Below are 26892 nucleotides of genomic sequence, written 5' to 3' on the forward strand. Positions count from 1 at the left end.
GGGAGTGATCTGTGGCGGCCCTCGGTCCCTTCGGCAGGACGGCGCGCCCCGCCGGCGGGCGCCGGACGGCGCGGCGGCTGGCGGTGCTGGTCCTCGCGGTGGGGATGTCGGCGGCGCTGCCCCCGGCGGCGGGCGGAGCCGCCCGCGTCCCGGCCGAGCCGAAGAAGGACCTCAAGAAGGAGTACGCGAAGCTCAAGAAGCGCTCGGAGACGCTGTCCAAGCAGTACCGCGGCGAGCTGATCTCCCTGGAGGAGGCGAAGAAGGCCGCCGAGCGGGCGGACGCCGACGCCGAGCGCGCCGACAAGGAGTACGGCGCGGCGCGGCTGTCGGTCGCCCGGATCGCCTCCACCAGCTACATGACCGGACGGCTCGACGTGATCCCGATCGTCACCTCCGGCGACCCGGTCTCGGCGCTGCGCGACGCTTCGGTGATCGAGCACATCAGCCGCGACAACGGCCGCCGCGTCGAGGGCCTGGAGGCGCTGAACGCCAAGGCGGCGCAGTCGCACCGGGCGGCGCAGGCCAAGCTGGACGGGGTGCGCAAGGAGATCGACGACCTGGAGGGCCAGCGCGCCCGCGTCAAGAAGCTGCTCGCCAAGTACAAGCCCGAGGCGCCGAAGGCCCCGGCGGGCGGCGGGAAGCCCGACGGCGTGTCCGGCACCAAGTCGCCGATCGTCGGCAACTCGATGACCGCGCGGATGCGGACGGCCCTGCAGGAGATCGACGGGAAGTTCGGGCCGTTCCCCACGATCGGCTGCTCGCGCCCCGGCGACCCGCAGGACCACGGCTCCGGCACCGCCTGCGACTTCATGGAGAGCACCGGCGGCAAGATGCCGAGCGCGTCGGCGCAGGCGCACGGCGACCGCGTCGCCCAGTACGTGATCGACAACGCGTCCCGGCTCGGCATCAAGTACGTGATCTGGCGGCAACGCATCTACGACATGCGCGGCAGCGGCGGATGGCGCCAGATGGAGGACCGCGGCAGCGTCACCCAGAACCACTACGACCACGTCCACGTCTCCGTCCTGTGATGCGCGGTGGCATGCTCCCGGCATGGTTTATGACATCGCGGAGCCGTACGGGCCGCTGATCGGGACGACCTGCCGGGTGGCGACCTGGAACGTCTGGGACCGCTACGGCCCCCACCGGGAGCGTGAGGCGGCGATCATCGCGACGCTCCGCGGCGCGGCGCCCGACGTCCTCGTCCTGGTGGAGGCGTGGGAGGACGACGACGACTCGCTGGCGGCCCGGCTCGGCGAGGCGCTCGGCCTCCCGCACCGCGTCTTCGGCGGGTCCGCCTACGGAGCGGCGGCCGGCGGCCGCTCCGGGATCGCGGTCCTGTCGCGCTGGCAGCAGGACCGGACCGGCGAGCGGCGGCTCGGCGACCCGGCCGGTACCGACGGCGGCCTGGCCGTGTCCGCCACGGTCCGCGGCCCGCGCGGCCCCCTTCACGTGTTCGGTGTCGCGCTGGGCTACAAGCTGGGCCACAGCGGGCAGCGGCAGGAGCAGGTCCGCGACCTCACCGCCTACGTGCGCGAGACCGCGGCACGGGACGCGCCGGTCGTGGTGGCGGGCGACTTCAACGCGGGGCCGGACTCAGACGAGATCCGCATGCTCACCGGGCAGGCCGCCGTGGGTGCGCCCGGCGTCGTCTTCTACGACGCATGGGAGATGGCGGGCGACGGGACGCCGGGCCACACCTGGAGCAACGCGAACCCTTGGGCGAGGCCCGTCCTGTGGCCGGACCGCCGCATCGACCACATCTTCTCCGCGTGGCCCCGCCCGGGCGGCGCCGGGCATCCCGTCCACTGCGAACTACTGGGCGTCGAGCCGGTGGACGGCGTCGTCGCGTCCGACCACTACGGCGTGCTGGCCGATCTCCGCTACTGACCGGCGCGCTCGCGGACGGCCCGGGGGCGGGTCATTTCGGACGCGTGTCGACGACGGCGCCCTCGCGGGCGGAGCGGAGAGCGGCCTCGATGACCTCCAGGCCCGCGATCGCGTCGGCGAGCGTGACCGGAGGCGGCGCCTCGCCGCGCAGCGTGCGCGCCACCGCCGCGTAGAACTCGTGGTAGGCGCCGGGGGCGGTGGCCTCGACGCAGTCGTCGCCCGGCGTGCCGACCCGCCCGTACGACTCGGGCGGCGCGATGCCGTAGCCAGGGTCCTTCGGGGTGAGGCCGGCGCGCAGCGCGTCCTCCTGCCCGTCCATGCCGCTCACCGTGTAGGAGGCGCGGCTGCCGAGGACGCGGAAGCGCGGGCCGAGCTGCGCGGCGGTCGCGCTCGCCCACAGGTGGGAGCGGACCCCGCCGCGGTGCTCCAGCGCGACGAACGCGTCGTCGGGCGCCGCGGCGCCCCGGCGGCGCGTGTCGATCTCGGCGTAGACCCGCTCGGGGCGGCCGAACAGCGCGATCGCCTGGTCGATCAGGTGGGATCCGAGGTCGTAGAGGATGCCGCCGGCGTCCCGCGGGTCCGCGCTCTCCTTCCAGCCCGCCTTCACCTCGGGCCGCCACCGCTCGAACCGGGACTCGAACCGCAGCACGTCCCCGAGCGCCCCGGACCCGGCGAGCCGCCACACGGTCCGGTAGTCGCCGTCCCAGCGCCGGTTGTGGAACGGGATCACCGGCAGCCCCCGGACGGCGCTCAGCGCCGCCAGCGACCGGGCGTCGGCCGCCGTCGCCGCGACCGGCTTGTCCACGACGACCGGCAGGCCCGAGGTCAGCGCCGTGCGGGCCAGCGGAACGTGCTGCCGGTTCGGCGCGGCGACCACCACCAGGTCATAGCCCCCGGAGGCCTCCCAGAGCCGGTCCGGGCTGCCGAGGACGCTGGTCTCCGGGTAGCGCTCCGCGACGGCGCGCGCCCGCTCCGGATTCCCCGTGACCACGGCGGCGAGCCGCAGGCCCGGCACCGCGGAGATCAGCGGCGCGTGGAACACCGAGCCGCCGGTGCCGTATCCGATCAGCGCAACACGCAGGTCCATGCGACGATCATTACCGATGCGGTCCCGGCCGCGGGGCGCCGGGGTCGCGGCCGGGCGGCACGGAGGACGCGGGCGGACGCGGCGGGTCCGGGCCACGTAGGCTTTTGCCCGGGGATGTCATGGGATGAGGGGGACGCGTTGTCCAAACCAGTGCTGCTGACGGTCGACGACGATCCGGGCGTGTCCCGGGCGGTGGCGCGCGACCTGCGCCGCCGGTACGCCGAGTCGTACCGGATCGTCCGCGCCGAGTCGGGGCGGCAGGCCCTGGAGGCGTTGAGCGAGCTGCGGCTGCGCGGCGACGACACGGCCGTCCTGCTCGCCGACTACCGGATGCCCGAGATGAACGGCGTGGAGTTCCTGGAACGCGCCATGGACCTGTTCCCGTACGCGCGCCGGGTCCTGCTGACCGCCTACGCCGACACCGACGCCGCGATCCGCGCGATCAACGTCGTCGACCTGGACCACTACCTGCTGAAGCCGTGGAACCCGCCGGAGGAGAAGTTCTACCCGGTGATCGACGCGCAGCTGGACGCGTGGGGGCGCACCGACCGGTCCCGGCCCGCCGAGCTGCGGGTCGTCGGGCACCGCTGGTCGGCCCGCTGCTACGAGGTCCGCGACTTCCTGGCCCGCCACCAGGCCCCCTACACCTGGCTGATGGACACCGACCCGGAGGGCGCCGAGCTGGTCGCGGCGGCGGGCTCGCCGGAGCTGCCGCTGGTCGTCACGGCCGACGGCAAGACCCTGTGCGCGCCGACGGACGCGGAGCTGGCGTCGGCGATCGGGCTGCCGAGCACCCCGTCCACCGGCTTCTACGACCTGATCGTCGTCGGCGGCGGACCGTCCGGGCTGGGCGCCGCGGTGTACGGGGCGTCGGAGGGGCTGAAGACCGTCGTCGTGGAGCGGCGCGCCCTCGGCGGCCAGGCGGGACAGAGCTCGCGGATCGAGAACTACCTCGGCTTCCCCGACGGGGTGACCGGCGCGCAGCTCGCCGACCGGGCCCGCCGGCAGGCCGACCGGTTCGGCGCGGAGCTGCTGCAGGCCGGGGAGGTCGTCGGGCTGGAGGCGCGCGGCACCGCCCGGGTCGCCCGGCTCGCCGACGGCTCCGAGATCGCGGCGCACGCCGTCATCCTCGCCAGCGGCGTGTCGTACCGGCGGCTGAACGCCGAGGGAGTGGAGGACTTCGTCGGCCGCGGCGTGTACTACGGTGCGGCGCTCACCGAGGCGCCGTCCTGCGCGGACGAGGAGGTCGCCGTAGTCGGCGGCGCGAACTCCGCCGGGCAGGCCGCCGTCCACCTGGCCAAGTACGCCAAGAAGGTGCACATCATCGTCCGGGCGGACGGCCTGGAGAGGTCGATGTCGCACTACCTGATCGAGCAGATCGAGCAGACGCCCAACATCGAGGTGCACACCGGCAAGACCGTCTGCGCCGCGGAGGGCGCCGACCGGCTCGAACGCCTCACCTTCGCCTGGCCGGGCGGCAAGAAGACCATCGACGCGCACTGGCTGTTCGTGTTCATCGGCGCCGAACCGGGCACGGACTGGCTGGACGGCTTCGTCGAGCGCGACGAGCGCGGGTACGTCGTCACCGGGCCCGACCTGGTCGCCGGCGGCCGCCGCCCGGCCGGGTGGCCGCTCGCCCGCCAGCCCTATCACCTGGAGACCAGCGTGCCCGGCGTGTTCGCCGCGGGCGACGTCCGCGCGGAGTCGATGAAGCGCGTCGCGTCCGCCGTCGGCGACGGCGCGATGGCCGTCGCGCTGGTCCATCGCTACCTGGAACAGGCATGAGCGAAGCGAACCGGGGGGCGCGGGGGGTCGTCCCCCCTCAGGAGGCACGCATGACGACCATCACCGCATCGCCGGAGGAGCTGTGCTCGCTGTTCCTCTTCGAGGACCTCGACGACCAGAAGCTGGAGTGGCTGTCGGCCTGCGGGACCGTCCAGGAGATCCCGGCGGGCGGGCTGATCTGCGCCCAGGGCGAGCCGGCCGAGTTCCTGTACGTGCTGCTGGACGGCGAGATGGTGATGAGCCAGCTCGTCCGCGACCACACCGTCGAGACCAACCGGACCTCGCGTCCCGGCACCTACGGCGGCGCCGTCCAGGCCTACCTGGACGACCAGATCGAGCAGAAGTACCAGCACACGCTGCGGGCGACGCGGCCGTCGCGGGTGTTCGTGCTGCCGGCCCGCAAGTTCAGCAAGGCCGTCCGCAAGTGGTTCCCGATGGCCACCCACCTGCTGGCCGGGATCTTCTTCGGGATGACGAACCTGCGGCGCGCGGTCGACCAGCGCGAGCGGCTCACCGCGCTCGGCACGATCACCGCCGGCCTCACCCACGAGCTGAACAACCCGGCGGCGGCCGCCGCGCGGGCCAGCGCCGAGCTCGGCGACCGGCTGCTCGCGGCGCAGAAGAGCCTCGCGGACCTCGCCGCGCAGGGCGCCGACTGCACGCGGCTGGCGGCGCTCGTGGCGCTGCGGCCGACGCTGCCCGCGGCGCCGCCGGGGGCGCGGCGCAGCCCGCTGGAGGTCAGCGACGCCGAGGACGAGCTCGGCGACTGGCTGGAGGACCGCGGCGTCGAGGACGCCTGGGACCTGGCGCCCGGCCTGGTCTCCGCCGGGGTCGGCGTGGAGCAGGCCGAGGAGGTCGCGCAGGCGGCCGGCGAGCACCTGCCCGCGGCGATCCGGTGGCTCGCGGAGGTGATGGAGGTCGGGCAGCTCCAGGCGGAGATCTCCGAGGCGATGGACCGCATCACCGCGCTGCTGGACTCCGCCCGCCAGTACTCCCAGCTCGACCGCGCCGCCTACCAGCGCGTCGACCTGCGCGAGCTGCTGAACAGCACGCTGACGATGCTCAAGCGCAAGTTCGGGCCCGGCGTGACGGTGAAGACCATCTACGACGAGTCGCTTCCGCTCGTCCCGGTGTACGCGGCGGAGCTGAACCAGGTCTGGACGAACCTGATCGTGAACGCGCTGTACGCGATGGAGGGCCACGGCACGCTCACCATCCGGACGGCCCGCGTGAACGACCAGGCGATGGTGGAGATCGCCGACACCGGCTGCGGCATCCCCGAGGAGAACATCGACCGGATCTTCACGCCGTTCTTCACCACCAAGCCGGTGGGGCAGGGGACGGGCCTCGGGCTCGACATCTCCTGGCGGATCGTCGCGGACCGGCACGGCGGCGACATCAAGGTGGAGTCGCTGCCGGGCGACACCCGCTTCCAGGTGCTGCTGCCGCTGGCCGAGCCGTCCCGCAAGGACGACTGACGGCGCCCCGTCCTGTCAGTCGCCTGCGGGGTGGCGCGTTCCTTTTCGTCGATGGGGGACAAGCGTCCGCCCCCGCGTGCGTGATGTGCTGTGCGCACGGGCTCACACCGGGATCGGCCCGGCGGGGCGTCCCTCCGCCGGGCCGAGCGCCTGCCCGGGTGCCTGTCGGGGTGTTCGCGGAGCCGGGGACGCCCGATCAGTACGACTGGAGTTCCAGCAGGTTGCCGGCGGGGTCGCGCAGGTGCGCCGTCCGGAGCCCCGGCCCCCATTCCGGACGGTCCGCCGGTTCGGTGACCGGGACGCCGCCGAGCGCGGTGAGCGCGGCGGCGGCCTTGTCGACGTCGTCCACCCGGAACACCAGCATCGAGCCGTCCTGGCCGGACGGTGCGGGCAGGTCCGCGGTGCCCACCGCCTCCGCCATCCGGGCCCGTCCCATGAGGACCAGCACGCATTCGCCGCCGAGGTCCCAGTTGGCGTACTGGGCGTCGGGGAGCAGCTTGACCGGCCGGACGCCGAGCAGCTCGTCCAGCGCCGCCTCGTAGAACCGGGCGGAGACGTCGAAGTCGTCCACTAGAAGCCGGGGGTAGAGCGCGTCCATGGCGCCCCTCCTATTCATGGGTGTTCACCAATGATTGGGGTAACCCTACAATAGGTGGATGGACGACACCGCCGGGCCGCTGCCGCCGCGCCTCCTGGGCATCACCACGTTCGTGCTGGCCCAGGTGGGACGGGCGGGCCGGGTCCGGATGGGCCGGATGATGGACGAGCACGGCCTCGGGCTCTGGCACTTCGCCGTGCTGGCCGCGCTGGACGACTCCGCCCCCGCCTCGCAGCGGGAGCTGGGCACGCGGCTGCGCATCGACCCGAGCGACCTGGTCGAGGTGGTCGGCCGGCTGGAGGCGGCGGGGCTCGTGCGCCGCGAACGCGACCCGTCCGACCGGCGCCGCTACGTGGTCGAGCCGACCGCCGAGGGCCGCGCGGAACTGGACGAGGTCACCCGCCGCGCGGCGGAGCTGGACGACGATCTGCTGGCCCCGCTCTCCGCCGCGGACAGGGCCGCCTTCGAGCGCATGGCCCGCGTCCTGCTCGCCCACCACGACCCACGGGCGCGCGAACGCTGAACCCGGCCGCGCTCGCACGCCGGGCGGGCATGCGACGGCCCCGGTGCGAACGGGGGTGCACCGGGGCCGTCGGGTACTGGGCGATCTAGTCGAACAGGTCGGGCTGCTCGCGGGTGATCTGGTCGTAGAGCGGCTGGTAGTTGATCCAGCCGACGAGGTCGTTGCCGATCTGCTCATGGGTGAGGACGGCGTTGTCGTGCTCGATCGGGACGACCTGCCCGGCGGCCTTCGCCAGCAGCTGCACCTGGCACGAGCGTTCCATCGTGATGAACCACCACGCCGCGGCGTCGACCGTGTCGCCGACGGTGAGGAGGCCGTGGTTGCGCAGGATGACGGCCTTGTGGTCGCCGAGGGCGGCGGCGATGCGCTTGCCCTCCTCCAGGTCGGTGACGACGCCGGTGTAGTCGTCGAACAGGCCGTGGTCCTGGTAGAAGGCGCACACGTCCTGGGTGATCGGCTCCAGCTTCTGCCCGAGCGCGGAGATCGCGCGGCCGTGCGTGGAGTGGCTGTGCGCGGCGGCGACCACGTCCGGGCGCGCCTGGTGCACCTGGGAGTGAATCGCGAACGCGGCCTCGTTCACCGGGTAGCGGCCCTCGACGACCTGGCCCTGATGGTTGACGAGGATCAGGTCGCTGACCTTGATGTGCTTGAAGGACATCCCGAACGGGTTGACCCAGAAGTGGTCGGGGCGCTCGGGGTCGCGGGCGGTGATGTGCCCGGCCACGCCCTCCTCGAAGCCGAACTTGCCGAAGATCCGCAGCGCGGCGGCGAGCCGCTCCTTGCGGTGCCGGCGCTCGTCCTCGACGTCGTCGAAGGTCGGCGGCAGCCGGAAGATCAGGTCGGTCGGCAGCTTTTCCAGGAACTGCTCGTCATCGGGCATCGGCGAACTCCTCGGGCTGTGTGACACCGCCGGACACTGCCTCCACCGAACACCACCCGGCGGGCCGTCCGCTAGGGGCGGCCCGCCCAAGCGGCCCGGGTCCCGTTGTCCGGCCGGGACAACGAGGGGTCACAATGGCCCCATGGAGCCCAGCGAGGGCGACCGGTTCCTGCGGTTGCTGATCGAGCACGGCGACGACCCGCGGCTGCTGGAGACGACCGTCAGCGCCGCGCGCGGCAAGTCCGACCTGGTGGCGGCGCTGCCCGAGGAGGAGACCCGGCGGCACACCCGCGCGCTGGTGCGCGGCGTGCTCGCCGCGCTGGAGGGCGGCGGCCCCGGCGAGGAGGTGCTCGCCGCCGCCGAGCGGCTCGGCTCCGACCGGGCCCGGCAGGGCGTGCCGGTCGCGGCGTTCCTGGACGGCTTCCAGGCGGGCCGCGCCCACCTCGTCCGCACGCTGATCGAGGACGGCCGGCGGGCGGGGGTGCCGGACGCGCTGCTGCTGGACGGCGTCACCCGCATCGACGAGATCACCACCGCGCTCGTGCACCGGATGGTGCACGCCCACCGGGTCGCGGAGCTGGAGATGGCCCGCACCCGGCGGGAGGGCCACATACAGACGCTGCGGCAGCTGCTGCACGGCGAGTCCGTCCCGGTGCCGGCGCCGCTCGACGGCGGCGCCGAGTACCACTGCGTGGTGTCGGACGTCAGCGATCCGGCGGTCGCGGCGCGGCTGGAGACGCGGCTCGTCGCGGCCGGCCCGGGACTGTGCGGGCTGGTGGACGGACGGCTCGCCGCGCTGGTGGCGCGGCTGCCGGCCCTGCCGGCGTCCGGGCCGCTGCTGGTCGCGGCGCCGCCCGCCCGGCCCGCGGGCGTCGCGCCGCTGTACGAGCTGGGCCGCCGCGCCCTGCGGGCCGGGGCCGCGGCGGGCCTCACCGGGCTGCGCGAACTGGCCGACCTCGCGCTGCTCACCGCGACCGAGGCCGAACCGGAGCTCGGCGTGCTGCTGGCGGAGCGGCTGCTGGCCGGGCTCGACCGCGACGACCCGTTCCACCGCGGGCTCGCCGAGACGGCGCTGGCCTACCTCGACCACGGCGGCCGGATCGAGCCGACCGCCGCCGCGCTGCACGTCCACGGCAACACGGTGAAGTACCGGGTGCGGCGGTTCCAGGAGCTGACCGGCCGTCCGCTGGCCGACCCGTCCGGAGGGGCGGCGGTGGCCCGGACGGCGCACTGGTGGTGGGCGCTGCGCCGGTGGCTCGCCGCCGCCCGCGCGTGACCGGATGTCCGGCCCGGATGATGGGATGGGAGTGCCCCGGGAGGCGGGGCGTTCCGGACGAGAACGGGGGAGCAGTGACCGCACCGCGGATCAGCACGGTGATGTGGCCGATGCAGTCGTGGCCGGAGGCCGGGGGCCTGTGGCGGCGCGCCGACGAGCTGGGGTTCCACCACGCCTGGGTGTACGACCATCTGGCCTGGCGCGGGACGACGCCCTGGTACGACGCGTACACCACGATGGCCGCCGCGGCGGCGGTCACCTCCCGGGTCCGGCTCGGCACCCTGGTGACCTCGCCGAATTTCCGGCATCCGGTGCCGACCGCGCACGCTATCAAGACCATCGACCACGTGAGCGGCGGGCGGCTCACGATCGGGATCGGCTCCGGCGGCACCAACCGCACCTCCGACGCCGGCGTCCTCGGCGGCGACTGGACGTCCGGCGAGCGCGCGGACCGGTTCGCCGAATGGGTCGAGCTGCTCGACAAGGTGCTGCGCGGCCCCGAGACGACCTCCGAGGGCGCGTTCTACACCGCGCGCGAGGTGGTCTCCGAGCCCGGCTGCGTGCAGCGGCCGCGCGTCCCGTTCGTGATCGCCGGCAACGGCCCGCGCGGCATGCGGCTGGCCGCCCGGTACGGGGCGGGCTGGGTGACCAGCGGCCGCGCCGAGGGCCGCGCGCCGCTGGACGTGGTGCGCGAGCGCCTCGAAGCGCTCGGCAAGGCGTGCGAGGCCGAGGGCCGCGAGCTGGCCGACCGCGTCCTGCTGACCGGGTTCACCGACGAGCCGTGGCTCGCCTCGCCGGAGGCCTTCGCCGACCTCGCCGGCCGGTACGCCGAACTCGGCATCACCGAGATCGCGCTGCACTGGCCGCGTCCGGGCACGCCGTGGGCCGCCGACATGAAGGTCTTCGAGGCGATCGCCGCGCAGGCCGCCTGAAGAGGCCGCGAACGCGCCCCGTAGACTCCTGCGATGCCGTACGTGCTGCTGGCCTTCGCCATCGCCTTCGAGGTCACCGCCACGCTCGCGATGCGCGCCTCGGAGGGGATGACCAGGCTCGGCCCTTCGGTCCTGGTGGTCGCCGGGTACCTGATCTCGTTCGTGTTCATGGCGAAGGCGCTCACGTCGCTGAACGTCGGGCCCGTCTACGCGATCTGGTCCGCGCTCGGCACCATCGGGGCGTTCGCCGGCGGCGTGCTGCTGTTCGACGAGCAGGTCAGGCCGCTGACGATCGCCGGCGCGGTGATCATCGTGCTGGGCGTCATCGTGATGAACCTCGGCGGGGGAGTGAGCCGGGGCTAGGCTCCGGCGCGCGCCCGGGGCCGGCGTGGCCGGTGGGGCCGGCGGCGACGGCGCGCCGCGCGCGCGAGCGCCGGGTGTACTCCTGGCCGAACGCGAACAGCAGCCAGGTGAGCGCGGTGGCGTCGTCCACGACGCCGACCGGCAGGAACACGTCCGGGATGAGATCGATGGGCGACACGATGTACAGCACGGCCACGACCATCGCGACGATCTTGCCGGTGGACGTCCGGTAGTACGCCTGCGGTCCCGCGGCGACCGGGCCGAGGCGGCGCCGGCGGCGCAGCCGCAGGATCGCCACGACCAGCAGGAATGCGCCGGCGGCGAGCGCGACGGCGCCCGCGAGGGTGAGGTCGACGCCGCCGAGGCGTCCGTCGGCGGTGAGGACGGTGGCGCCGCCCGCGACGAGCAGGACCACTCCGAGCCAGGCCATCGTGCACCTCCGGGGGGAATCGTCTGCGGTATTTCCGCTCAGGCCCGTTCCATGCGCCCGGTCGGCGGGCGTCGCTGGAGGGCCGCGGTCAGGCGGGCTCGGGCACGGTGGTGACGCGCTGCTGCTCCAGTTGCCCGCCGAGCAGTTCGGACGGCGTGCACCCCGACAGCGCCCGGAACTCCCGGTTCAGGTGCGCCTGGTCGTAGTAGCCGCTGAGCGCGGCGGCGTCGGCCAGGACGAGGCCGTGGCGCGACAGCAGCTCGACGGCGCGCTGGAAGCGCAGGACGCGGCCCATTACCTTGGGCGGCAGCCCGGCCTGCTCGGTGAACCGCTGGGTGAGGTGCCGGCGGCTCCAGCCGACGTCCTCGGCGAGCCGGGCGACGCCGACGGCGCCGTCGCTGCCGCGCAGCAGCCGCCACGCCCGGGCCACCTCCGGGTCCGGTTCGGGACCGATCTCGAAGCGGCGCAGCAGGAAGGCGTCCAGCAGGTCGAACCGGCGGGCCCAGGACGGCGTCGCGGAGAGCCGCTCCACCAGCGCCGCCGCCTCCGGCCCGAGCAGGTCGGCCAGCTCGACGGCGGCGTTGGTGATCCGGGCCATCGGGACGCCGAGGAGCGTGTACGCGCCGAGCGGGCTGAGGTCGAGCTGCACGCCGTGCTGCCCGCCCGGCGTGCTGTAGGCGCCGTGCCCGTCGTACATCCCGGCGGCGAACGACCCCAGCTCGGCGGCGGCGCCGGGGCCCGGCACCTCCAGCCGCATCGGCGGGCCGAGGTTCACGATGACGACGACAGTGCGGGTCGGGAGCGTGCGCATCCGGGACGGGACGGCCTCCGGCTCCCAGTAGCCCTGGTAGGCGCGCAGGAACGGGCGCAGCGCGCGGTGCGGGCGCCCGCTCGCCTCCAGCCAGCCGCCGCGGTCGCGGATCTGGACAGGCCTGCCGTCCATGCCCCCAGTCCTACCACCGGCCGCCGACAGAACGCCGCCCTCGAGCGGGCGAACGGCTCACTCGTACATCTGCCCGCACACCGCGATCCGCGCCAGGTCGCCCCAGGTCATCTCGGTGATCTCGCGGACGTAGGAGCGGGCCGGCGGCTGCCCGGCCGCGGTGGGGAGCGGCACCCGCGCGCCGTCCGCCGCGTCCCAGCCGCCGAGGCTGCCGGCGACCGCGCACTCCAGGTACGTCGCCGGGTCGAAGTTGTACCAGCGGGCCGGGGTGGCGCGGGCGCCCGAGCCGGGCGGGCGCGGCGCGTCGACGCCGAACCGCGCCTGCGGGCCCGGCGGGCTGACCAGGAACTCCTCCAGGTCGGCGAGCTGGGACAGCACGACCCGCTCCCAGTCGGCGTACCCGTCCGGCTCGTCGCCGGGCAGCGACAGGTCCTTGGCGCTCCACGCCGGGTCGAACTCGGCGGGCGGGGTGGTGGACGCGGCGGCGAACATCGCCGCGACGTCGTCGGGCGCGAGCCGCTCGTGGTCACGCAGCGGAGCGGACACCTTCCACAGCGCCCGCAGGAACGCCGACAGCGACCACGACGCCGCCCGCGCCTCCTGCCCGAGCTGCAGGAAGATCAGGTACAGGTCGCGGTTGGTCCGCACGGCCGGGCCGGGCGGACCCTGCACCCAGTAGGCCTGCTTGTGCGGGACGCCGCTCTCCAGCGCCAGGACCTGCGCGAGCGCGGAGACCCGCGAGTCGTGCGCGGCCACATGGAACTCGTTGCCGAGGTCGTCCTGGCGCATGACGTCCCATGTCTGCATCCGGCCCCTCCACGGTCGGCGGTGCGGTCCCCACGGCCCCCGCCCAGAAAGTGTCCCATTCCGGCGGCGGACCGCCAGTAGTGGTGATGTCACTTTCCGGACTCGAAGTCGTGACTTAACGCACATGTCGCTCGAAAGCGGAGGCGGTAGGGGAGGGCCGGCTCCGTCCCGCTGGCCCTCCCCTTCGGGCGCTCAGTGCTTGGAGCGGTGGATGACCTGCATCTCGGTGAAGCCGTACAGGCCCCACGGGCCGTTCTCGACGCCGACGCCGCTCCACTTGAAGCCGCCGAACGGCTGGTGCGGCGCGAGCGCGAGGTGGGTGTTCACCCAGGCGGTGCCGCACTCCAGCTGCGCCGCGACCTCCGCGGCGCGGTCGGCGTCGGCGCTCCACACCGACCCCGAGAGCCCGAAGTGGGTGCCGTTCGCGCGGGCGAGGGCGTCGTCCAGGTCGGTGTACTTGATGACCGGCAGCGCGGGACCGAACTGCTCCTCGTCGACGATCCGGGTCCCGTCGGAGACGTCGGCGAGGATCGTCGGCTCGAAGAAGTAGCCGGGGCCCTCGATCGGCTTGCCGCCGGCGGCCGCGCGGGCGCCGCCCGCGAGGGCGTCGGCGACCAGCTCGCTGACCCGCTCGAACTGCGGCCGGTTGTTGATGGGCCCGTACTGGACGCCCTCCTCCATGCCGTTGCCGACCCTGGCGGCCCGCGCCTGCTCGGCGAGCGCGTCCACGACGTCGCCGTACAGCGCCTCCGGCACGTACACCCGCTTGATCGCCGAGCAGACCTGGCCGTTGTTCTGGAAGGCGCCGCCGAACACCTTCGCGGCGACCGCCGCCGGGTCGGCGTCGTCCAGCAGGATCGCCGGGTCGTTGCCGCCGAGCTCCAGCGTGACGCGCTTGAGGTCGGGGGCCGCCGCCGCGGCGACGCGCTTGCCGGTGGCCACGCTGCCGGTGAAGCTGATCTTGCGCGGGACGTCGTGCGCGGTCATCCAGGCGCCCAGCTCGTCGCCGCCGGTGACCACGTTGAGCACGCCGGGCGGCAGCACGTCGCGCAGCACCTCGCCGAGCTTCAGGCTGGACAGCGGGGTGAACGGGGACGGCTTGAGCACCATCGTGTTGCCGGCCAGCAGCGCCGGCGCGAGCTTCCAGATCGCGAGCAGCAGCGGGTAGTTCCACGGGGTGATGGCGGCGACGACGCCCATCGGGCGGCGGACGACCTCGACCACGGCGTTGTCGTCGTCCTGGATGATCTCGCGGGGCAGCTCCAGCTCCGCGAAGTACTTCAGCCAGACCCCGGCGCCGACGACCTCCATGGTCGCGTCGCCCAGCGGCTTGCCCTGCTCGAGGGTCAGGATGCGGCCGATCTCCTCCGACCTCGCGAACATGACGTCGGCGGCGGCCAGCAGCGCCTTGCGGCGCGCGGCCTCGTCGCGGCGCCACCGCGGGTAGGCGGCCTGCGCGGCGGCCATCGCCGCGTCGAGCTGCTCGCGGGAGGCGTCGGGCGCCTGCTCGGCGACCTCGCCGGTCGCCGGATCGATCACTCCGAAGGTGGCGGGCGCGTCCACCGCCGCGCCGTCGATGGTCATCGCGAAGTTCTCGGACACCGTGCTCCTCCGCTCGGGGGACGTCTAACCGAATGACGTTCAGTATTCACCCTCGGGCACCCTCTTGACGAGGAGCGCCGGCGGCGGATGATCAGCTCATGCGATCACGTCTCACCGCGGCGCTCGCCCTCGCGCTCGCCCTCGCCACGACCGGCGGGGCGCCGGCGGCCGCCGCCACCCACGCGCCCGGCAGAGCGCCCCGGCTGGGAGACCCCCATCCCTGTGCGGACCAGCCGGGTTATACCTGCTCCACGCTGACCGTCCCGCTCGACCACCGGGACCCCACCAAGGGCACCCTGAAGCTCCAGGTCGCCGCCGGCGACAACGCCGGGGCGCCCAAGGGCGTGCTGCTCTTCCTCACCGGCGGGCCCGGGCAGCCCGGCGTCCCGTTCATCCGCCGGATGGCCGAGGAGCGGCTTCCGGAACTGGCCAAGAACTACCGGTTCGTGACCATCGACCAGCGGGGCACCGGCGAGTACGGCGCCATCGACTGCCCGAAGTTGCAGGCCGAGGTCGGCAGCAGCGACATCGAGCCGCCGACTCCGGACGCGGTGGACGAGTGCGCCCGGATCCTCGGCGACCGGCGGAGCTACTACACCACCGAGCAGACCGTCGGCGACCTGGACCTGCTGCGCCGCGCCCTCGGCGTCCGCACGATGGTCGTCGACGGCGTCTCCTACGGCACCATGACCGCGGCGAGCTACGCCGTCGCCCATCCGCACAACGTGAACAAGATCGTGCTCGACTCGGTGCTGCCGCACGTCGACCCGCAGCACGACGACATGCTCTACCTCACCGAACTGCGCGCGACGGCGCGCGTGCTGCGCGAAGCGTGCAAGACCGCGCCCGCCTGCGGATTCGACCCCGTGCAGGACCTCGCCTGGCTCGCCCGGCACCGCTCCGACGACGTCCTCATCTTGGACATGCTCGTCAGCTACGAGTTCTTCGATCCCACCTACCGCAACCCGAACCCGGGCGGCGGCCTGCCGGACGGGTCGGGCGACGTCGTCACCGCCATCCACCGGGCCAGGCACGGCGACCCGGCCCGGCTGGACGCGCTGCTGCGGATGATGAACTCTGGCGGCGACCCGGTCGCCGGTTACAGCTCCGGGCTCCACATCGCCACGGTCTGCGGCGACGGCCACTTCCCCTGGGGCACCTCCGAGGCGCCGCTCGCGGGCCGGCAGGCCGCGCTGGAACGCGTCCGCCGGACCCTGCCGGCCCGTGCGACCTGGCCGTTCACCGCGGACACCGCCGTCGGGAACGGGTTCGTCCAGGAGTGCCTGCACTGGCCCTGGGCCCGGCACACCGCCGAACCCCGCCACGACCGCCTTCCCGCCGTCCCGACCCTGCTGATCAACGGCGACCGCGACCTGTCCACCCCGCTGGAATGGGCCCGCGAGGAACTCGGCCGGGCCCCGCGCGGCGCGCTCGTGGTGGTGAAGGGGGCCTCCCACTCCATCCAGAACCGCGAGCGCGGCACGCAGGGCCGCGAGGCCGTCTACCGGTTCCTCAACGGCTGACCGGTGCCCCGGCCGCCGCCGGGGTCAGGCAGAGAAGATCCGGTCGAGCAGGTCCCGGTACCCGCGCAGCGCGAGCCGGAGCCGCTCGGTGTCGGGATCATCGTGCTTGTCCATGTCCTCCGACAGGGTGCGGCGGTGCGCCGCGACCGAGGCGCTCAGCGCGTCGACGACCTCGGCCGCGAGCGTGTCGGCCTTGCGGACCGACTCGGCGGGGTCGTCGACGAAGGCGGACTGCACGTCCCGCCAGCGCTCCCGGAACCGCTCGGCGTCCGCCGGGTCGAGCAGCCGCTCGGGGACGCCGCCGAGGCCGGCGGCGGTGGGGTGCCGGCCGGGCCGCGCGCCGCCGGCGCCGGCGCTCGGGAAGCCGGTGGCCACCTCGTCCGGGGCGAGCCCCGTCGCGGGGCCCGTGTCGGGGCCCGCATCGGAGGTCGGGTCGGAGGTCGGGTCGGAGGTCGGGTCGGAGATCGGATCGGAGATCGCGTCGGGGGAGGTGTCCTCGGCCGCCTCCGGGGCCGGCGCGGGGGGAGTGGGCGGCGGGCCGGCGACGTGGGTGTCGCCGGCCACGCTCGGATCGGACGTCCCGGCGGCGCGGGCCCGCTCGTCCGCGGCCGTGCGGCCGGCGGGGGTGGCCGCCTGCTCCGGTCGCTCGTGCTGCATCGGTGGTCAGCTCCTCGGGGTCTGCTCGTCGTCGCGTTCGGCCGCGCGGTCGCCCGTGCGGTCGGCGGCGTGGTCGCCCGTGCGGGGGCCGGGCACCCGGGCGCCCGCTTCGGTGCCCGGACCCGTGCCGGCGTGCCGCCCGGACGCGGCGGCCTCCGGCTCGGGCTCGGCCGGGGTGCGCGGCGCGTCGTTGCCGGCGTCCTCGGTGGCGGTGCTCTGGGCCGGGACCGACAGCAGCTCCTCGAACAGGGCCCGGTAGTGCACCATGGCCTGCCGCAGGTCCTCGGTCGAGGCCTGCTTGCCGGCGGCGCGCCCGCTGATGTCGTGGGCGCGCCGGTAGTGGTCGAGCGTCCGGCCGTGCTCCACCGACAGGTGGGCGACCTTCTCCTCGAACCCGTGCGTGGGGTAGCCGCGCTCTCCCATCACCACGGTGACCAGCCCGTCGGCCTGCTCCACGGCCGACTCGGGGGCGTCGACGAAGCGCTCCTGGACCCGCACCCACTGCTCGCGGTACTCCTCGCGGCGGCGGGGGTCGAGATCGCGCAGCTCCAGCTCCTCGTGTCGCCGCTCGCGGCCGAGCAGCTCGCGTTCGGCCGCGGTGCGGCCGCCGTGCTGCTGGACGGCCCGCTCGTACTCGGGGCCGAAACGCCGCTTCAGTCGCCGGGTCCGGGCCTGCTTCCAGGCCAGGAACGCGACCGCGGCGACGGCGGCGACGATGATCACGGCGATGACGACCATGATGGCGGTCGACATTGTCTGTCCTCCAACGTGCGTCGGATCGAATGGAGCGCCGATGCCCGGACAGACACGGTCGAAACAGCCCTAAGGGGTATGCCCTGGTCGTTGGGGGAAGACGCAGATCAGGCCGCCGACCTTTCGCCGCCCCCCGAAGCCCGCCTGTTCCAGCAGCACCAGCCCGTACCGGTCGTGCGGGCGCGCGCAGGCGACGGCGACGCCGGCCCGGCGCAGGGCGCCCTGCAGATCGGCGAGCGCGGGCTTGCGGCCGCCCGGCCTGCGCACCGCCGCCGTCAGCACGCGCCGGTCGTCGACGAACCGGGCCGGCACCGGCAGGTTCCTGAGGTAGTGGCTGTTGGGGTTGGCCGCGTGGACGCGGGCCGTGAGCAGCGGCACCGCCCGCATGTAGCCCTGCGGCATCACCACCACGCCACCGGGCGGCGCCAGCCTCACCACCGCGCGGGCCGTCCCCACCTGCGCGGGGGGAAGTTTCCAGGACGGTCGCGACGCGACGACCGAGCCGTTGGACGCCGACCACACCGGCGTCCCGCCCGCGACGAGCGTGACCGCCAGCGCGGCGGCGGGCACGAGGGCGGCGAGGGCGCCGGCCGTCTGGTGCCGCGCGCCTGCCGGGAGAGGGATGCGCACCGCGGCGAGCAGCCCGATCAGTACGGGCGCGGGCACGACCCACATCGTCCGCCAGAGCACCTGCCCGGCCCCCGTCACGTGCGCCGCGAGGTCCAGCACGCCCGGCAGGAAGAGGAGCGTGACCACGGTGGCGACGCCGGCGCCGATGAGCGCGGGGGCGCCGCGCCGCGCCGTCCAGGGCGCCAGCCACAGGGCGCAGCCCGCGAGGACGCCCGGCGCGGCGTGGAGCAGCACCCACCGGAAGTCGTCGGAGGCGGCCCCGACCCAGCCGGTGACGGTGGTGTCGCGGTGCAGCAGCGTCACCGCGAGGCCCGCGCCGACGGGGTAGGCCAGCGCCGCGCAGGCGGCCAGGCCGTCGCGGACGCGTCCCGACGCGATCAGCGGGACGGCGGCGGCGCCGACGACCAGGGGCAGGACGAACGCGGCCGACGAGGTGAGCCCGGTGCCGGCGACCCCGCAGGCGGCGAGCATCGCCAGGTCCCGCCGGGTGCGCCGCTCCGCCCATCGTGTCAGGTGCACGTACAGCAGCGGGATCAGCGCCGACACCATCACGGCCTTCCCCTGCCACATCCGCAGCAGGTGGAACGACCCGAGCGACGCGGGACCGAGCCCGGACCACAGCAGGTACACCGCGGCGATGGCGAAGCACGGCAGGGCGCGGCGCGGCGCCCACGCGCGGGTCAGCCGCCACACCGCCCACACCGCGAGGAAGGTGACCGCGGGCAGCATCAGGTAGTACACGAAGGAGGCGGCCGGCACCCCGGCGACCCGCGCGAGGCTCCCGGCGAGCACCTCGATCGACGAGACCGGCGGCTCACCGGCGATCGGCCCGGTGTCGCCCGAGGTGAAGATGACGTCCTTGAACGGGATGCGGCCCATCGCGGCCGTCGCGACCGACCGGGAGACGAAGTAGGCGTCGTCGCCGTCGGAGTTGACGATGAACAGCGACGCGACGGAGAACCCGGCGGCGGTGGCGAGCGCGAGCGGCGTCCCCCACCGGCTCGCCGCCGCGGGCACATCCCTCTCCTCCGGACGGTCGGCTCCGGGCGCCGCGGCCTCGGCCGTCCGGGTGCCCCCGGGCGCGGGTTCGGTGGCGGGAGGGCGGTGGCGCAGCAGGCAGGCACCGGACGCGGCTACGCTGACCAGCCCGAACGCCCAGGCGCACCACCACGGTGCGCCGGAGGTGTGCAGGCCCGCGCTGGTGCCCGCCGCGATCGCCGCCACGACGGCGGTCAGGGCGAGCGCGCGCGGGACGGTGGAGACCCCCGGCCCGGGCCGCTCCGGCCACAGCGGCTCGGGTGCGACGCGGTCCCGCAGCCCGCGGGACGCGCACACCGCGGCGATCGCCGCGGCGGCGCCGAGCCAGCAGGCGAGCAGCACCCAGGTCGGCGGCCGTACCAGCAGGCCGAGGTGGTAGACGACCGTCCACACCGCGAACAGCAGGACCGCGGCGTCGACCGCCGCGTCCACGGCGCGTTCGGTCCGGCCCGCTCTCGGCGCGCCGCCCCGGATCCCGCCGGTGGCGGGCTCCCTCAATCTGATCATGTGTCCCCCGACTGCGTTCCGGCGAGCGGCCCTTTCCTGTTCTGTCCGCCGTGGAGGCGGAACGGGTTCACGCCACCGCACACGTGATCTTGTTGAGGGTTGGGACGCCCGGGCGGACGCGGTGGTTGGCGTTCGGCGGGGGATTCCTGAACGCCGGCTGACAATCCGCTGGACGCCGTGCCCGTCATCGACCTAAGCGGTGTAATAAGTCCGGATTTACTGCGGTGTGCACGGTGCGCATGTTGTGATGGACGGGTACCGGAACGGCGCGCGTTCGATGGGATGTGATGCGCGGTGCGCCACGCGTTCGGCTTCGTCCTCGGCGTCCTGCTCACCCCGGCGCTGGCGTACGGCGCGGCCTGGGGGTTCGTGCAGGGCGACCAGTCCTTCGACGGGACCGGCCAGGAGATCACCGACCGCACCCGGATCTACGGCGCCTTCGCGCTGCTCGCCGCCGTCGGCCTGGTGACGGGCGTGATCATCGTGGCGCGCTGGGCGTCGCCGCTCGTCTCGCTGGTGCCCGCGCTGGCGCTGCTCGGCTTCTCGGTCGCCTTCCTGCTCGACCCCGGCCGGATCCTGGACCTGCCCGCCAAGGTGCCGCCGTCGGGCGACATGGACGACGGGCTGCGCACGCTGCTCGGCTCGGGGGTCTACGCGATGATGGGCTTCGCGCTGCTGGTCCCGACCTGGGCGCCCCGCCGGTGGGGCTCCGGCCGCCGCGACGACGAGGCCGCCGACATGGACTTCTACTCCGCCGCCGGCCGCGGACCGCGCAGCTGACCGGAGCGCGGCGAAACGGCGGCGGCCCCTGAGCCGCAAGCAAGCGGGCCGGACCTCCGCGCAAGGTCCGGCCCGCGTTCTCCGCCCCCGCACCGGGGGCGGCCTGCTGTGTCAGGACTGCTGTGTCAGGACTGCTTCGCCTTGGTGACGAACTGGGTGGTGTAGGTCTTCGACAGGTCGATCTCGTCCTTCTTCTCGCTCACCTCGGGCGAGAACTGCGCCAGCACCTTCAGGGCGTTCTGCGCCGCGTCCGGCTTCATGACGCCGTCGCCGTTGAACATGCTGATCGAGTCGCCGATCGCCTTCTCGTACAGCTTCGGGTCGCCGCCCGAGTAGTCGGCCGGCATCTTCGCGGCGATCTCCGCCGGCTTGTGCTGCTTGATCCAGCCGAGAGTCTTGACGAAGGCGTTCGCGAGCTTCTGGACGGTCTCGCCGTGCGACTTCACGTAGGCGCAGTCCATGTAGAGGGAGCTGGACGGGTAGAGGCCGCCGAGCGCCCTGCGGGTGCCCTCCTCGGTGCGCATCTCGACCATGACCTTCGCCTTGCCGGTGCCGACGAGCTTGGCGATCGTCGGGTCGGTCGTCATGCCGGCGTCGATGCCGCCGTTGTCCATGGTGGAGATGAACGTCTGGCCCGCGCCCGCCTTCACCGTCGCGTAGTCGGAGGTCTTGACGCCGTTCCGGACGGCCAGCGCCCGGGTGAGGAAGTCGGTGGACGAGCCCGGGCTGGTGACGCCGAGCTTCTTGCCCTTGAACCCGGCCGGGGACGTCAGCGAACCGGCCTTGGCGGTCGCGACCATCTCGGCCTCGCCCGGGACGTCGGCCATCTGCACGACGCTCTGCACGCACTTGCCCTTGGTCTGCAGCTGGATGGAGTGGTCGTAGAAGCCGACGACGCCCTGGACGCCCCCGCTGATGAGGACGTTCTCGGCCTGCGCCCCGGCGGGCTCGGTGAGCAGCTGCACCTTCAGGCCCTGCTCCTTGAAGTAGCCGAGCTGCTCGGTCAGCTTGGCCGGCAGGTAGATGACCTTGTCGATCCCGCCGACCATGATCTTGACGGTGCCGCCGTCCGTCCCGCCGCCGCCGCCGCGCGAGTCGCGGCAGGCCGACAGGGACAGGGCGGTGAGGGCGGCGGCCGCGGCGGCGGCCGCCCGCATCGGGGTGGTGGTGCGCATGGTGGTTCTCCTGGTCGTGCGAGGGGTGGGAAGGGCCCGGTCAGATCTGCGCGTCGGCGCCGGCGGCCGGCGGGCGCCAGCGCAGCAGCCGGCCCTCGAGCAGGGTGAGCAGCCACTCCGCGAGCAGGGCCAGCACGGTGATGATGATCATTCCGGCGTAGATCCCGGCGGAGTCGAACACGCCCTGGGAGTGGTTGATGAGCAGGCCGAGGCCCTTGTCGGCGCCGGTGTACTCGCCGACGATCGCGCCGATGATCGCGAACCCGAACGCCGAGTGCAGGGACGCCAGGATCCACGAGGTGGCGCTCGGCACCACGATCGTCCACAGCACCTGCAGCCGCCCGGCGCCGAGGATCCGCGCGTTGTTCACCAGGTTCCGGTCGACCTCGCGGGCGCCCTGGAAGGCGTTGAAGAACACCGCGAAGAACACCAGCACGAACGCCGTGGCGATCTTGGACTCCATGCCGAGCCCGAACCAGATGATGAACAGCGACGCCAGGATGATGCGCGGGATCGCGTTCACCGCCTTGATGAACGGCGCGCACACGTCCGACAGGTAGCGGCTGCGGCCGAGGACGATGCCGAGCACCACGCCGCCGGCGGCGCCGAGCACGAACCCGGCCACCGCCTCCTGCAGCGTGTAGGAGATCTGCTCCCAGATCGAGCCCTGCGACGTGCCGTCGGTGAACCAGCCGACCAGCCGGTCCCAGATCCTCGACGGCATGGAGTAGTAGAACGGGTCGATCCAGGTGCGCGCCGCCAGCTCCCAGGAGCCGAGCCACGCCGCGATCAGCAGGGCGCGGACGGCGTTGACGCCGATCCGGCGGCGCAGCCCGGCCGTCCGCATCCGCGCGATCGCGGCCGTGTCGTCCCGCCCGCCCGGCGCGCCGGCCGGGGCGGTCCCACCTGCGGGCATGCCCGTGCCGTCCGCCTGCGCGGGCGGCGCGGCGGGCGCGGTCTCCGGTTCACGCGGCATGGCCGGCCCCCCTCTGGCGGGTGATCTGGACCTCTTCGCGCAGCGAGTCCCAGACCTCCCGGTAGATGTCGAGGAACTCCCCGGTGAGCCTGACCTCCTCGGCGTCGCGCGGCCGCTCCAGCGGCACCGCGAACGTGCCCTTGATCGTCGCGGGCCCGGCCGTCATCACCACGACCCGGTCGGCCAGGACGATCGCCTCCTCCAGGTCGTGGGTGACGAACACGACCGCCGCGCCCGACCCCGACCACAGCCGCAGCAGCTCGTCCTGCATGAGGCCGCGCGTCTGCACGTCCAGCGCCGAGAACGGCTCGTCCATCAGCAGCACCGTCGGCTCGTTCACCAGCGTCTGGGCGAGCGCGACCCGCTTGCGCATCCCGCCGGACAGCTGGTGCGGGTAGTAGCCCTCGAAGCCGGCGAGGCCGACCCGCTCGACCCAGCCGCGGGCGCGCTCGCGGGCCTCGCGCCGGGACGCGCCGCGGTAGCGGGGGCCGGCTGCGACGTTGTCCAGGACGGTCCGCCACGGCAGCACGGCGTCGTTCTGGAACATGTAGCCGACCCCGTCGGGGATGCCGTCGACCGGCCGGCCGTGCACCAGCGCCCGGCCCTGCGACGCCGGCTCCAGGCCGGACACCAGCGACAGGGTGGTCGACTTCCCGCAGCCGGTCGGCCCGACCACGGCGACGAACTCGCCGGCGCGCACGGTCAGGTTCAGGTCGCGGACGGCGGTGTGCACGCCGCCGGACGAGCGGAAGCGCTTGGTGGCGCCGCGCAGCTCGATGACGGCGCCGCCGGCGTGCGCGCCGCCGCCGTCCGCGTCTCGTGGGGTGGTTCCTCGCTTGGGCATGGCGGCACGGTAGGGAGGTGGCGCGCGCCACCGGAACCCTTGCTCGCGATGTGCTCGCAAGCCGCGAATTGCCACGTTGAGCGCGTATTCCGAGGTTCTGCTCATTCTGCTCACCGGGGTCTGGGCGGCGGTGCCCGGCGTGGTCTACGGTGCGGGCATGTCCGTCCGGCCCCGCATCCCCTTCGCCCGGCAGGTGCTGATTCTTCAGGTGGCCGTGGTCGTCGTGGTGGCCTGCCTCGGCTACGGGCTGGTCGCCTGGATGCTCGACGGCGAGCTGCGCGGCCAGTACGGCCAGCGGGCCCTCACCGTCGCGCACGCCGTCGCCGTCGACCCGCAGATCGAGGCCGCGGTGGCCGCGGGCGATCCCGGGCACATCGTCCAGGACCGCGCCGAGCGCGTCCGGATCCGCACCGGCGCGCTGTTCGTCGTGGTGACCGACCGGCGCGGCATCCGCTACTCGCACCCGACGCCGTCCGAGGTCGGCAAGCGGGTGAGCACCGACCCGTCCGCGGCGCTCGCCGGGCACGAGGTCGTCAACGTCGAGCGCGGCACCCTCGGGCTGTCCGCGCGCGGCAAGGTCCCGCTGTACGGGCCGCAGGGCGGCGTCCTCGGCGAGGTCAGCGTCGGGTTCGACGCCGGCGCGATCGACCGGGAGCTGCGCCACCTGCTGCGCGACCTCACGCTGTTCATCGCCGGCGCGGTGCTGCTCGGCGTGCTGGCCTCCGCCGCGATCGGGCGCCGGCTGAAGCGGCAGACGCTCGGCCTGGAGCCCTACGAGCTGGTCGAGCTGGTCCAGGAGCGGGAGGCGGTCCTGCACGGCGTCGGCGAGGGCGTGGTCGCGGTCGACACCGCGGGGCGCGTCGCCGTCTGCAACCACGAGGCGTCCCGGCTCCTCGGCGCCACGTGCGAGCGGGGGGCGGACGCCGCCGGGCTCGCCCCCGAGGGCGCGCTGCGGGACGTGTTGGCCGGGCGGCGCGAGGCGGCCAACCTGTTCGTCACCGCGGGGGAGCGGGTGCTGGTGGTGAACCGGCGGGAGGTCAGCCGCGACGGCCGCGACCTCGGCGCCGTGGTCACCCTGCGGGACCGCACCGACCTGGAGACCCTGGCCCGCGAGCTGGACTCGGTCAGCACCCTGTTCGACGCGCTGCGCGCGCAGCGGCACGAGTACGCCAACCGGCTGCACACCCTGTCCGGGCTGCTCCAGCTCGGGCACGCCGAGGAGGCCGCCGGCTACCTCGGCACGCTGATGGAGGACGCGGCGGGCCGGCCGCTCGCCGACGACGGCCTGCCCGACCCGCTCACCGACCCCTACCTGCGGGCGTTCCTGGCGGCCAAGTCGGCGGTCGCCGCCGAGAAGGGCGTCCGGCTGGACGTCGGCTCGGCCAGCTACGTGCCCGGCCGGGTCGCCGAGCCGCTGGACGTCACGACGGTCGTCGGCAACCTCGTCGACAACGCCGTCGAGGCCGCCCGGCTGGGCCGCCGGCGCCCCGCCCGCGTCGAGGTGGAGCTGCTCGGCGACGGCCGCGACCTGCACGTCACCGTCGCCGACTCCGGCGACGGGCTGCCGGAGGGGCTGCGCGAGGCCGTGTTCGACGACGGGGTGTCCACCCGCGAGGCGGCCGGCGGCCGGGCGCGCGGCCTCGGCCTCGGGCTCGCGCGCCGCACCGCCCGCGCCCGCGGCGGCGACGTCGCCTTCGTCGACCCGGGCGGCGGCGGGACCGGCGCGGTCGCGGTCGCCCGCCTGCCCGGCGTCCTCGGCGCGGAGGCGGCGCTATGACCCGCCGCGGAGGCGGCGCGGTGATCGGCGTCCTGGTGGTCGACGACGACTTCCGCGTGGCGCAGGTCCACGCCGGGTTCGTGGCGGGCCTGGCGGGCTTCGCCGTCGCGGGGCTCGCGCACACGGCCGCGCAGGCCCGCGCGATGGCCGCCGAGCTGGAGCCCGACCTGGTGCTGCTGGACGTCTACCTGCCGGACGAGCCGGGCCTGGCGCTGCTGACCGAGCTGGCCGCGGACGTGATCATGGCGACGGCGGCGGCGGACCCCGGCGTGGTCCGGGAGGCGCTCGCGGGCGGCGCGCTGCACTACCTGATCAAGCCGTTCACCGCCGCCGCGCTCGGCGAGCGGCTCACCGCCTACGCCCGGTACCGGGCGGCCCTGTCGGGCGGGAGCGAGCTGTCCCAGGCCGCGCTCGACGGCGCGCTGCGCACCCTGTACGCGCCGCTGCACGCCGAGCCGGCCGCGCCCAAGGGCCAGTCGCCGGTGACCGCGCGGCTGATCACCGAGGCGCTGCGGGCGGCGGACGAGCCGCGCTCCGCGGCCGAGGTCGCCGACCTGGTCGGCATCTCCCGCGCCACCGCCCAGCGCTACCTCGCCGGGCTCGCCCAGGCGGGCCGGGTCGTGGTGACGCTGCGCTACGGCGCGACGGGCCGTCCCGAGCACCAGTACGCGTGGTCGCCCCGGTAGAGCGCGGCGAGCACCTCCTCGATGCCGGCCTCGCGCAGCGAGATGTCGCGCACCTCGTAGCGCTGCGCGAGCGCCGCGACCAGCGCCGCGGCGTTCTCCTCGCGGGGGATCCGCAGCCACTGCCGCGTCCCCTCGACCCGGCCGGCCTCGATCTCCCCGAGGACGATCGGCGGCGCCGGAGCGGCCAGCTCGACCACCAGCGTGCGGTCGGCGTCGACGGTGCGGCGCAGCTCGTCCAGCCCGCCGTCGTAGGCGAGCCGGCCCCGGTCGACGATCATGACGCGGCGGCAGAGCCGCTCGATGTCGCCGAGGTCGTGGGTGGTCAGCAGGATCGTGGTGCCGCGCTCGCGGTTGATGCGCTCCAGGAAGTCGCGGACGGTCGTCTTGCTCACCACGTCCAGCCCGATCGTCGGCTCGTCCAGCACCAGCAGCTCCGGGTCGTGCAGCAGGGCGGCGGCCAGGTCGCCGCGCATCCGCTGGCCGAGGCTGAGCTGCCGCACCGGGGTGTGCAGGAACGGCTCCAGCTCCAGCAGCGCGGTCAGCTCCGCCAGCCGCGCCCGGTGCGCCGCCGCGTCGACCCGGTACAGCCGCCGGACGAGCGCGAGGCTGTCGCGCAGCGGCAGGTCCCACCACAGCGTCGTGCGCTGCCCGAACACCACGCCGATCCGGCGCGCGAGGGCCGTCCGGCGGCGCGAGGGGTCCAGCCCGCACACCCGCAGGTCGCCGGACGAGGCGGTCAGGATCCCGGTGAGCATCTTGATCGTGGTCGACTTGCCCGCGCCGTTCGGCCCGAGGTAGCCGACGAACTCGCCGCGCTCGACGGAGAACGACACCCCGTCCACCGCGCGCAGCGTCGTGCGGCCGCGCCGCAGCACGCCGGAGCGGGTCCGGACGGTGAAGGTCTTCACCACGTCCGCCGCCTCGATCATCGGCTCGGCCCCCGTCATCGCGC

26 protein-coding genes are annotated in these 26892 nt (G+C 74.4%); 12 read left to right on the forward strand and 14 right to left on the reverse strand.

Features of this window, described 5'->3' with window-relative positions; all coding sequences use genetic code 11:
• Positions 1-11 precede the first annotated feature (11 nt).
• Together QP089_RS22830 and QP089_RS22835 are read left to right on the forward strand one after the other, a co-directional pair.
• Positions 12-1031: a coiled-coil domain-containing protein gene (locus tag QP089_RS22830; protein ID WP_285913788.1), complete on the forward strand. Its 1020-nt coding sequence runs from the start codon at positions 12-14 to the stop codon at positions 1029-1031.
• A 22-nt stretch (positions 1032-1053) separates the two neighbouring features.
• On the forward strand, positions 1054-1890 hold the full coding sequence (locus tag QP089_RS22835) for an endonuclease/exonuclease/phosphatase family protein (RefSeq protein ID WP_285913789.1): 837 nt from the start codon (positions 1054-1056) through the stop codon (positions 1888-1890).
• Between the two features lie 31 nt (positions 1891-1921).
• Here QP089_RS22835 and QP089_RS22840 read toward each other — a convergent pair whose 3' ends face one another.
• On the reverse strand, positions 1922-2977 hold the full coding sequence (locus QP089_RS22840; protein ID WP_285913790.1) for a Gfo/Idh/MocA family oxidoreductase: 1056 nt from the start codon (positions 2975-2977) through the stop codon (positions 1922-1924).
• Between the two features lie 138 nt (positions 2978-3115).
• Here QP089_RS22840 and QP089_RS22845 point away from each other — a divergent pair, with 138 nt between their 5' ends.
• Together QP089_RS22845 and QP089_RS22850 are read left to right on the forward strand one after the other, a co-directional pair.
• The gene (locus QP089_RS22845) at positions 3116-4762 is read left to right on the forward strand and encodes an NAD(P)/FAD-dependent oxidoreductase (RefSeq protein ID WP_285913791.1); all 1647 of its coding nucleotides are present in this window, start codon (positions 3116-3118) and stop codon (positions 4760-4762) included.
• Between the two features lie 50 nt (positions 4763-4812).
• Entirely contained in the window at positions 4813-6240 is a 1428-nt protein-coding gene (locus QP089_RS22850) for an ATP-binding protein (protein ID WP_285913792.1), read from the forward strand.
• Between the two features lie 196 nt (positions 6241-6436).
• Here the strand turns inward: QP089_RS22850 and QP089_RS22855 are convergent, their stop codons facing one another.
• Complete coding sequence (locus QP089_RS22855; RefSeq protein WP_285913793.1) at positions 6437-6838, reverse strand: VOC family protein; 402 nt, start codon at positions 6836-6838, stop codon at positions 6437-6439.
• 58 nt (positions 6839-6896) lie between these two features.
• Between QP089_RS22855 and QP089_RS22860 the strand changes: the two genes are divergently transcribed.
• Complete coding sequence (locus QP089_RS22860) at positions 6897-7361, forward strand: MarR family winged helix-turn-helix transcriptional regulator (protein WP_285913794.1); 465 nt, start codon at positions 6897-6899, stop codon at positions 7359-7361.
• Positions 7362-7446: 85 nt separating this feature from the next.
• Here the strand turns inward: QP089_RS22860 and QP089_RS22865 are convergent, their stop codons facing one another.
• Positions 7447-8241 carry a class II aldolase/adducin family protein gene (locus QP089_RS22865; RefSeq protein ID WP_285913795.1) on the reverse strand — a complete coding sequence of 265 codons (795 nt, stop codon included), beginning with the start codon at positions 8239-8241 and terminating at the stop codon, positions 7447-7449.
• 142 nt (positions 8242-8383) lie between these two features.
• On the opposite strand from QP089_RS22865, the gene QP089_RS22870 reads away from it, so the two are divergent.
• The 3 genes from QP089_RS22870 to QP089_RS22880 all read left to right on the forward strand — a co-directional run bounded on the left by QP089_RS22870 (position 8384) and on the right by QP089_RS22880 (position 10812).
• Positions 8384-9517: an RsbRD N-terminal domain-containing protein gene (locus QP089_RS22870; RefSeq protein ID WP_285913796.1), complete on the forward strand. Its 1134-nt coding sequence runs from the start codon at positions 8384-8386 to the stop codon at positions 9515-9517.
• 74 nt (positions 9518-9591) lie between these two features.
• Complete coding sequence (locus QP089_RS22875; RefSeq protein WP_285913797.1) at positions 9592-10449, forward strand: LLM class flavin-dependent oxidoreductase; 858 nt, start codon at positions 9592-9594, stop codon at positions 10447-10449.
• A gap of 33 nt (positions 10450-10482) precedes the next feature.
• Positions 10483-10812, forward strand: coding sequence for a DMT family transporter (locus tag QP089_RS22880; RefSeq protein WP_285913798.1), 330 nt, complete (start codon positions 10483-10485; stop codon positions 10810-10812).
• On the opposite strand, the gene QP089_RS22885 is transcribed toward QP089_RS22880, so the two are convergent.
• From QP089_RS22885 to QP089_RS22900, 4 genes are all read right to left on the reverse strand, one after another.
• Positions 10772-11242, reverse strand: coding sequence for a YkvA family protein (locus tag QP089_RS22885; protein WP_285913799.1), 471 nt, complete (start codon positions 11240-11242; stop codon positions 10772-10774). The two genes, QP089_RS22880 and QP089_RS22885, sit on opposite strands and share 41 nt — an antisense overlap.
• A gap of 88 nt (positions 11243-11330) precedes the next feature.
• Entirely contained in the window at positions 11331-12185 is an 855-nt protein-coding gene (locus QP089_RS22890) for a helix-turn-helix domain-containing protein (protein WP_285913800.1), read from the reverse strand.
• 57 nt (positions 12186-12242) lie between these two features.
• Positions 12243-12992: a hypothetical protein gene (locus tag QP089_RS22895; protein WP_285913801.1), complete on the reverse strand. Its 750-nt coding sequence runs from the start codon at positions 12990-12992 to the stop codon at positions 12243-12245.
• Positions 12993-13184: 192 nt separating this feature from the next.
• Complete coding sequence (locus QP089_RS22900; RefSeq protein ID WP_285913802.1) at positions 13185-14594, reverse strand: aldehyde dehydrogenase family protein; 1410 nt, start codon at positions 14592-14594, stop codon at positions 13185-13187.
• A gap of 98 nt (positions 14595-14692) precedes the next feature.
• On the opposite strand from QP089_RS22900, the gene QP089_RS22905 reads away from it, so the two are divergent.
• Positions 14693-16117: an alpha/beta fold hydrolase gene (locus QP089_RS22905; RefSeq protein ID WP_285913803.1), complete on the forward strand. Its 1425-nt coding sequence runs from the start codon at positions 14693-14695 to the stop codon at positions 16115-16117.
• Positions 16118-16141: 24 nt separating this feature from the next.
• Here QP089_RS22905 and QP089_RS22910 read toward each other — a convergent pair whose 3' ends face one another.
• The 3 genes from QP089_RS22910 to QP089_RS22920 all read right to left on the reverse strand — a co-directional run bounded on the left by QP089_RS22910 (position 16142) and on the right by QP089_RS22920 (position 19702).
• On the reverse strand, positions 16142-16774 hold the full coding sequence (locus QP089_RS22910; RefSeq protein ID WP_285913804.1) for a hypothetical protein: 633 nt from the start codon (positions 16772-16774) through the stop codon (positions 16142-16144).
• Positions 16775-16780: 6 nt separating this feature from the next.
• On the reverse strand, positions 16781-17527 hold the full coding sequence (locus tag QP089_RS22915) for a hypothetical protein (protein ID WP_285913805.1): 747 nt from the start codon (positions 17525-17527) through the stop codon (positions 16781-16783).
• Positions 17528-17596: 69 nt separating this feature from the next.
• Positions 17597-19702, reverse strand: a complete 2106-nt coding sequence (locus QP089_RS22920; protein WP_285913806.1) for a DUF6077 domain-containing protein — start codon at positions 19700-19702, stop codon at positions 17597-17599.
• Between the two features lie 294 nt (positions 19703-19996).
• Here QP089_RS22920 and QP089_RS22925 point away from each other — a divergent pair, with 294 nt between their 5' ends.
• A complete protein-coding gene (locus tag QP089_RS22925; protein ID WP_285913807.1) occupies positions 19997-20482 on the forward strand; it encodes a hypothetical protein in 486 nt (161 codons plus the stop codon).
• A gap of 125 nt (positions 20483-20607) precedes the next feature.
• On the opposite strand, the gene QP089_RS22930 is transcribed toward QP089_RS22925, so the two are convergent.
• From QP089_RS22930 to QP089_RS22940, 3 genes are read right to left on the reverse strand one after another with little or no spacing between them, the layout of a single operon-like run.
• Positions 20608-21657, reverse strand: coding sequence for an ABC transporter substrate-binding protein (locus QP089_RS22930; RefSeq protein ID WP_285913808.1), 1050 nt, complete (start codon positions 21655-21657; stop codon positions 20608-20610).
• Positions 21658-21697: 40 nt separating this feature from the next.
• A complete protein-coding gene (locus QP089_RS22935) occupies positions 21698-22633 on the reverse strand; it encodes an ABC transporter permease (protein ID WP_285913809.1) in 936 nt (311 codons plus the stop codon).
• Positions 22623-23477, reverse strand: a complete 855-nt coding sequence (locus tag QP089_RS22940; protein WP_285913810.1) for an ABC transporter ATP-binding protein — start codon at positions 23475-23477, stop codon at positions 22623-22625. The genes QP089_RS22935 and QP089_RS22940 overlap by 11 nt, the downstream gene beginning before the upstream one ends.
• A 76-nt stretch (positions 23478-23553) precedes the next feature.
• Here QP089_RS22940 and QP089_RS22945 point away from each other — a divergent pair, with 76 nt between their 5' ends.
• Positions 23554-25254: an ATP-binding protein gene (locus QP089_RS22945; protein WP_285913811.1), complete on the forward strand. Its 1701-nt coding sequence runs from the start codon at positions 23554-23556 to the stop codon at positions 25252-25254.
• On the forward strand, positions 25251-25940 hold the full coding sequence (locus QP089_RS22950) for a response regulator (protein WP_285913812.1): 690 nt from the start codon (positions 25251-25253) through the stop codon (positions 25938-25940). The genes QP089_RS22945 and QP089_RS22950 overlap by 4 nt, the downstream gene beginning before the upstream one ends.
• Here the strand turns inward: QP089_RS22950 and QP089_RS22955 are convergent.
• Positions 25889-26887: an ABC transporter ATP-binding protein gene (locus tag QP089_RS22955; protein ID WP_285913813.1), complete on the reverse strand. Its 999-nt coding sequence runs from the start codon at positions 26885-26887 to the stop codon at positions 25889-25891. The two genes, QP089_RS22950 and QP089_RS22955, sit on opposite strands and share 52 nt — an antisense overlap.
• Positions 26888-26892: the final 5 nt, after the last annotated feature.

This window comes from Actinomadura opuntiae, assembly GCF_030283205.1.
GTDB lineage: Bacteria > Actinomycetota > Actinomycetes > Streptosporangiales > Streptosporangiaceae > Spirillospora.

Excerpts from the sequence above, each read along its gene's own strand:
- QP089_RS22850 (WP_285913792.1), top strand. The coding sequence starts at position 4,813 with ATGACGACCATCACCGCATCGCCGGAGGAGCTGTGCTCGCTGTTCCTC.
- QP089_RS22940 (WP_285913810.1), bottom strand. The coding sequence starts at position 23,477 with ATGCCCAAGCGAGGAACCACCCCACGAGACGCGGACGGCGGCGGCGCG.
- QP089_RS22950 (WP_285913812.1), top strand. The coding sequence starts at position 25,251 with ATGACCCGCCGCGGAGGCGGCGCGGTGATCGGCGTCCTGGTGGTCGAC.
- QP089_RS22895 (WP_285913801.1), bottom strand. The coding sequence starts at position 12,992 with ATGCAGACATGGGACGTCATGCGCCAGGACGACCTCGGCAACGAGTTC.
- QP089_RS22880 (WP_285913798.1), top strand. The coding sequence starts at position 10,483 with ATGCCGTACGTGCTGCTGGCCTTCGCCATCGCCTTCGAGGTCACCGCC.
- QP089_RS22870 (WP_285913796.1), top strand. The coding sequence starts at position 8,384 with ATGGAGCCCAGCGAGGGCGACCGGTTCCTGCGGTTGCTGATCGAGCAC.
- QP089_RS22860 (WP_285913794.1), top strand. The coding sequence starts at position 6,897 with ATGGACGACACCGCCGGGCCGCTGCCGCCGCGCCTCCTGGGCATCACC.
- QP089_RS22890 (WP_285913800.1), bottom strand. The coding sequence starts at position 12,185 with ATGGACGGCAGGCCTGTCCAGATCCGCGACCGCGGCGGCTGGCTGGAG.
- QP089_RS22910 (WP_285913804.1), bottom strand. The coding sequence starts at position 16,774 with ATGCAGCACGAGCGACCGGAGCAGGCGGCCACCCCCGCCGGCCGCACG.
- QP089_RS22840 (WP_285913790.1), bottom strand. The coding sequence starts at position 2,977 with ATGGACCTGCGTGTTGCGCTGATCGGATACGGCACCGGCGGCTCGGTG.
- QP089_RS22885 (WP_285913799.1), bottom strand. The coding sequence starts at position 11,242 with ATGGCCTGGCTCGGAGTGGTCCTGCTCGTCGCGGGCGGCGCCACCGTC.
- QP089_RS22935 (WP_285913809.1), bottom strand. The coding sequence starts at position 22,633 with ATGCCGCGTGAACCGGAGACCGCGCCCGCCGCGCCGCCCGCGCAGGCG.
- QP089_RS22920 (WP_285913806.1), bottom strand. The coding sequence starts at position 19,702 with ATGATCAGATTGAGGGAGCCCGCCACCGGCGGGATCCGGGGCGGCGCG.
- QP089_RS22905 (WP_285913803.1), top strand. The coding sequence starts at position 14,693 with ATGCGATCACGTCTCACCGCGGCGCTCGCCCTCGCGCTCGCCCTCGCC.
- QP089_RS22865 (WP_285913795.1), bottom strand. The coding sequence starts at position 8,241 with ATGCCCGATGACGAGCAGTTCCTGGAAAAGCTGCCGACCGACCTGATC.
- QP089_RS22835 (WP_285913789.1), top strand. The coding sequence starts at position 1,054 with ATGGTTTATGACATCGCGGAGCCGTACGGGCCGCTGATCGGGACGACC.
- QP089_RS22955 (WP_285913813.1), bottom strand. The coding sequence starts at position 26,887 with ATGACGGGGGCCGAGCCGATGATCGAGGCGGCGGACGTGGTGAAGACC.
- QP089_RS22855 (WP_285913793.1), bottom strand. The coding sequence starts at position 6,838 with ATGGACGCGCTCTACCCCCGGCTTCTAGTGGACGACTTCGACGTCTCC.
- QP089_RS22915 (WP_285913805.1), bottom strand. The coding sequence starts at position 17,527 with ATGTCGACCGCCATCATGGTCGTCATCGCCGTGATCATCGTCGCCGCC.
- QP089_RS22930 (WP_285913808.1), bottom strand. The coding sequence starts at position 21,657 with ATGCGCACCACCACCCCGATGCGGGCGGCCGCCGCCGCGGCCGCCGCC.